This window comes from Streptomyces sp. NPDC058964 (assembly GCF_042741275.1).
Taxonomy (GTDB): Bacteria; Actinomycetota; Actinomycetes; order Streptomycetales; family Streptomycetaceae; genus Streptomyces.
In genome coordinates this window covers 3,667-7,017 of record NZ_JBHYKH010000476.1, presented here as the reverse complement: position 1 = coordinate 7,017, position 3,351 = coordinate 3,667, and the positions used below count along the sequence as shown (strand labels likewise).

Here is a 3,351-nt window from a genome sequence, read left to right as displayed (position 1 = left end):
CACGGAGGACGCGCAGCGGCGGGCGCTGGAAACGGAGGAGCACGCCCTGCGGACGCGGGCCCACTGGCTCGATCTCAAGGAACAGCGCCTGAACGGGATCGCCGCCGAACTCGCCGCGAACCTCACCGACGGTGAACCGTGCGCCGTCTGCGGGGCCACCGAACACCCCGCGCCCGCCCGTAAGGTCGCCGGACACGTCGGCCGGGAGGCGGAGGAGCGTGCCCTGGCCGCCTCCCGGCACGCCGACGAACAGCGCGCCGAGGCCCAACGGCGTCTGGGCGTCGTACGGGAGGCCCTGGCCGCGGCCACCGCCGAGGCGGGCGACGCGCCCACGGCACGGCTCGCCGCCGAGACCGACGAGTTGGAGCGGGAGTACACACGGGCCCGCCGGGACGCCTCCGGGCTGCACGCCGCCCACGAGGAACTGCGAACGGCCGAGCGCGAGCGGGAGCGGCGCCTGGCCGATCGCGGACAGGCCGAGGTCAGAACCGCTTCCCGGATCGCCCGGCGGGACACCCTGGAGCGCGAGCGAGCCGCCCTGGAGGAGGAGCTGGCCCAGGCCCGCGGCACCGCCGGCAGCGTGTCCGCTCGGGCCGCGCAGCTGGAACGGCAGGTCGCGCTGCTGACCGACGCGGCCGACACCACGCGGGCCGCCGAGGACGCGGCACAGCGGCTCAAGGAGGCCGACGCCCGCCTCGCCGACGCCGCCTACCGGGCCGGTTTCGAGACCCCGCGGGCCGCGGCCGCCGCGCTCCTCGACGACGCGGCTCACCGCGAGCTCCAGCGACGCCTGGACGCCTGGCAGTCCGAGGAAGCCGCCGTACGGGCCGTCCTCACGGAGGCCGACACCGCGGCCGCCGCCCAGCGGCCGCCCGCCGATCGCGACGCGGCGGAGCGGAACGCGGCCTCGGCCGCCCAGCGGCTGCGCGACGCGGCCTCCGCGCGCGACTGGGCCGCCCGCTGCTGCGCCGAACTCGACCGGCTCTCCGCCCGGGCGGCCGACGGAGTGCGACGGCTGGCGCCGCTGCGCGAGGAGTACGACCGCGTGGCACGCCTGGCCGCCCTCACGGCCGGCACCTCGGCGGACAACGAACGCAGGATGCGCCTCGAGTCGTACGTCCTCGCGGCCCGACTGGAGCAGGTGGCCGCCGCGGCGACCGTACGGCTGCGGCGCATGTCCTCCGGCCGCTACACCCTGGTGCACTCGGACGACCGCAGCGGCCGCGGCCGCAGCGGGCTCGGGCTGCACGTCGTCGACGCCTGGACCGGACGCGAACGGGACACGGCGACGCTGTCGGGCGGGGAGACGTTCTTCGCGTCCCTCGCGCTCGCCCTCGGTCTCGCGGACGTCGTGACGGACGAGGCGGGCGGGGTCCGCCTCGACACCCTCTTCATCGACGAGGGCTTCGGCAGCCTCGACGACCAGACCCTGGACGAGGTCCTGGACGTGCTCGACTCACTGCGGGAACGTGACCGCAGCGTCGGCATCGTCAGCCACGTCGCCGATCTGCGGCGGCGGATCCACGCCCAGCTGGAGGTCGTCAAGGGAAGGTCGGGATCGGTGCTGCGGCAGCGGGGCACCGGCTGACGTCAGTGCCCCAGCGGACGCCGGGGCAGCGGCGACGAGTACACGACGCTCGTGGTCACCGACCCCAGCGCGCCGATCTTCCCCGAGATCTCCTCCAGATGGGACATGGAGCGCGCGGCGACCTTGATGACGAAGCAGTCGTCGCCCGTCACGTGGTGCGCCTCCAGGATCTCGGGTGTCGCGGCCACCAGGTCGTGGAACGGCTTGTAGTTGCCGTTCGGGTACCGCAGCCGCACGAACGCCAGGATCGTCAGGCCGAGGCGCTCAGGATCGACGACCGCCGTGTAGCCCTGGATGACTCCGGCCTCCTCCAGCCGCCGGACGCGCTCGGTGACCGCGCTGGCGGACATCGAGACGGCGCGGGCGAGCTCCGCGAAGCTGGCGCGGCCCTCACGCTGCAGGACCTCGAGAATGCGCCAGTCGGTGGCGTCCGGGGAATAAGCGGTCATCAGGGAGAAATAGCAGGGGAATCCGCGGCGGATCAAGAGGGATGCCGGTGATCCCTCCTTCAGGAAGCGGTTCGGTGGCCATAGATTCGCCGTCATGATCACCAACACCGAGAACCCCGTCCTGCGAGTCGCCCCCGCCGCCCCCGCCGAGGCCGCCGCCCACTTCCGGGCGAGCCTCGTCTTCCACGCCGACGTCTCCGACGTGGCCGCCGCGCTCGCGGCCGACGGCGACCCCGGCTTCGTCGTCCTGGACTCCCGTTCCACCGAGTCCTGGGACCAGGGCCACATACCCGGCGCGGTGCACCTGCCGACCGCACTCATCCCCGAGCAGGCCGAGCAGCTCCTCGACAAGTCCGTACCGGTGGTCACGTACTGCTGGGGCCCCGGCTGCAACGGCGCCACCCGCGCGGCCCTCGCCCTTGCCGAACTCGGCTACCGGGTCAAGGAGATGCTCGGTGGATTCGAGTACTGGGCGCGCGAGGGCTTCGAGTACGAGACCTGGCAGGGCCGCGAGCGCCGCCCCGCCGACCCGCTGACCGCCCCGGTGGAGGGCGACTGCGGCTGCTGACCGCGGCCTCCGGCCGCCGTGGGGGGCGCACAGGTGAACCGTGCACCCGCGCGGTAGCTGCCCGTGTAGGTTCTGCCCATGGCGCGATACGCGGATCCAGGCGCGGTGGAGTGGGTGGAGTCGGGCGGCGGCCCGCTGGTGGTCGTCCCGGAGACGGTCCTGCCGTTCTGGGCGGGGGCCGACGGCGAGGACATGGACACGGACTACGACCGCGCGTGCGAGGTCGAAGGGTACGTGGGACTGCTCCCGGTGGGCGACAGCGCGGCCCTGGTGCTCGGCGACGAACCGGCCTCCACCTGTTTCCTGCCCGACCACGGCACCTTCGTGCGGTGGAGCGCCGCGAACTCCGAGGACGAGCTGCTGGCCGGTGTCCCCGCCGCTCTCGACGCGGCCGTGTGGGAGGACGAGGTCAGCTGGGACGTGCCCGGTCCCGTCCTCCTGTTCGACTCGGCCTGGTCCGGCAACGACACCGCACACGAGGAGCACCTGAGGGTGCCGCTGGAACCGGGCCGGTACGCGGTGCGGGCCGCCTACGCCAAGCCTGGACCCGAGACCTGGGTCGGACTCGTACAGCTGCGGCGGCTCCCGCGCTGAGGCGCCGAGCGGGGGGCGGCGCCCCCCCCCCGGCCGGCGGGGGGGGGGGGTGGTGGGGGGGTGTGGTGGGGTGGGGGCGGGGTCCCCCCGGCGGGGTTGGCCGGGGGCCCCCCCGCCGCCGGGGTGGGAGGCGGTGCCGGGTATCACCGCTG

At 74.6% G+C, this 3,351-nt stretch carries 4 protein-coding genes; 3 read left to right on the top strand and 1 reads right to left on the bottom strand.

Features of this window, described 5'->3' with window-relative positions; translation table 11 throughout:
* The coding region (locus tag ACFW2E_RS37550; protein ID WP_384473739.1) for an SbcC/MukB-like Walker B domain-containing protein at positions 1–1,588 on the top strand (1,588 nt) is incomplete at its 5' end.
* A 2-nt stretch (positions 1,589–1,590) separates the two neighbouring features.
* Here the strand turns inward: ACFW2E_RS37550 and ACFW2E_RS37545 are convergent.
* Positions 1,591–2,037, bottom strand: coding sequence for an Lrp/AsnC family transcriptional regulator (locus tag ACFW2E_RS37545; RefSeq protein ID WP_384473737.1), 447 nt, complete (start codon positions 2,035–2,037; stop codon positions 1,591–1,593).
* Between the two features lie 94 nt (positions 2,038–2,131).
* Between ACFW2E_RS37545 and ACFW2E_RS37540 the strand changes: the two genes are divergently transcribed.
* Together ACFW2E_RS37540 and ACFW2E_RS37535 are read left to right on the top strand one after the other, a co-directional pair.
* Entirely contained in the window at positions 2,132–2,605 is a 474-nt protein-coding gene (locus ACFW2E_RS37540) for a rhodanese-like domain-containing protein (RefSeq protein WP_384473734.1), read from the top strand.
* Positions 2,606–2,683: 78 nt separating this feature from the next.
* Positions 2,684–3,199: an immunity 21 family protein gene (locus ACFW2E_RS37535; protein ID WP_384473731.1), complete on the top strand. Its 516-nt coding sequence runs from the start codon at positions 2,684–2,686 to the stop codon at positions 3,197–3,199.
* Positions 3,200–3,351 lie beyond the last annotated feature (152 nt).

Excerpts from the sequence above, each read along its gene's own strand:
- ACFW2E_RS37545 (WP_384473737.1), bottom strand. The coding sequence starts at position 2,037 with ATGACCGCTTATTCCCCGGACGCCACCGACTGGCGCATTCTCGAGGTC.
- ACFW2E_RS37540 (WP_384473734.1), top strand. The coding sequence starts at position 2,132 with ATGATCACCAACACCGAGAACCCCGTCCTGCGAGTCGCCCCCGCCGCC.
- ACFW2E_RS37535 (WP_384473731.1), top strand. The coding sequence starts at position 2,684 with ATGGCGCGATACGCGGATCCAGGCGCGGTGGAGTGGGTGGAGTCGGGC.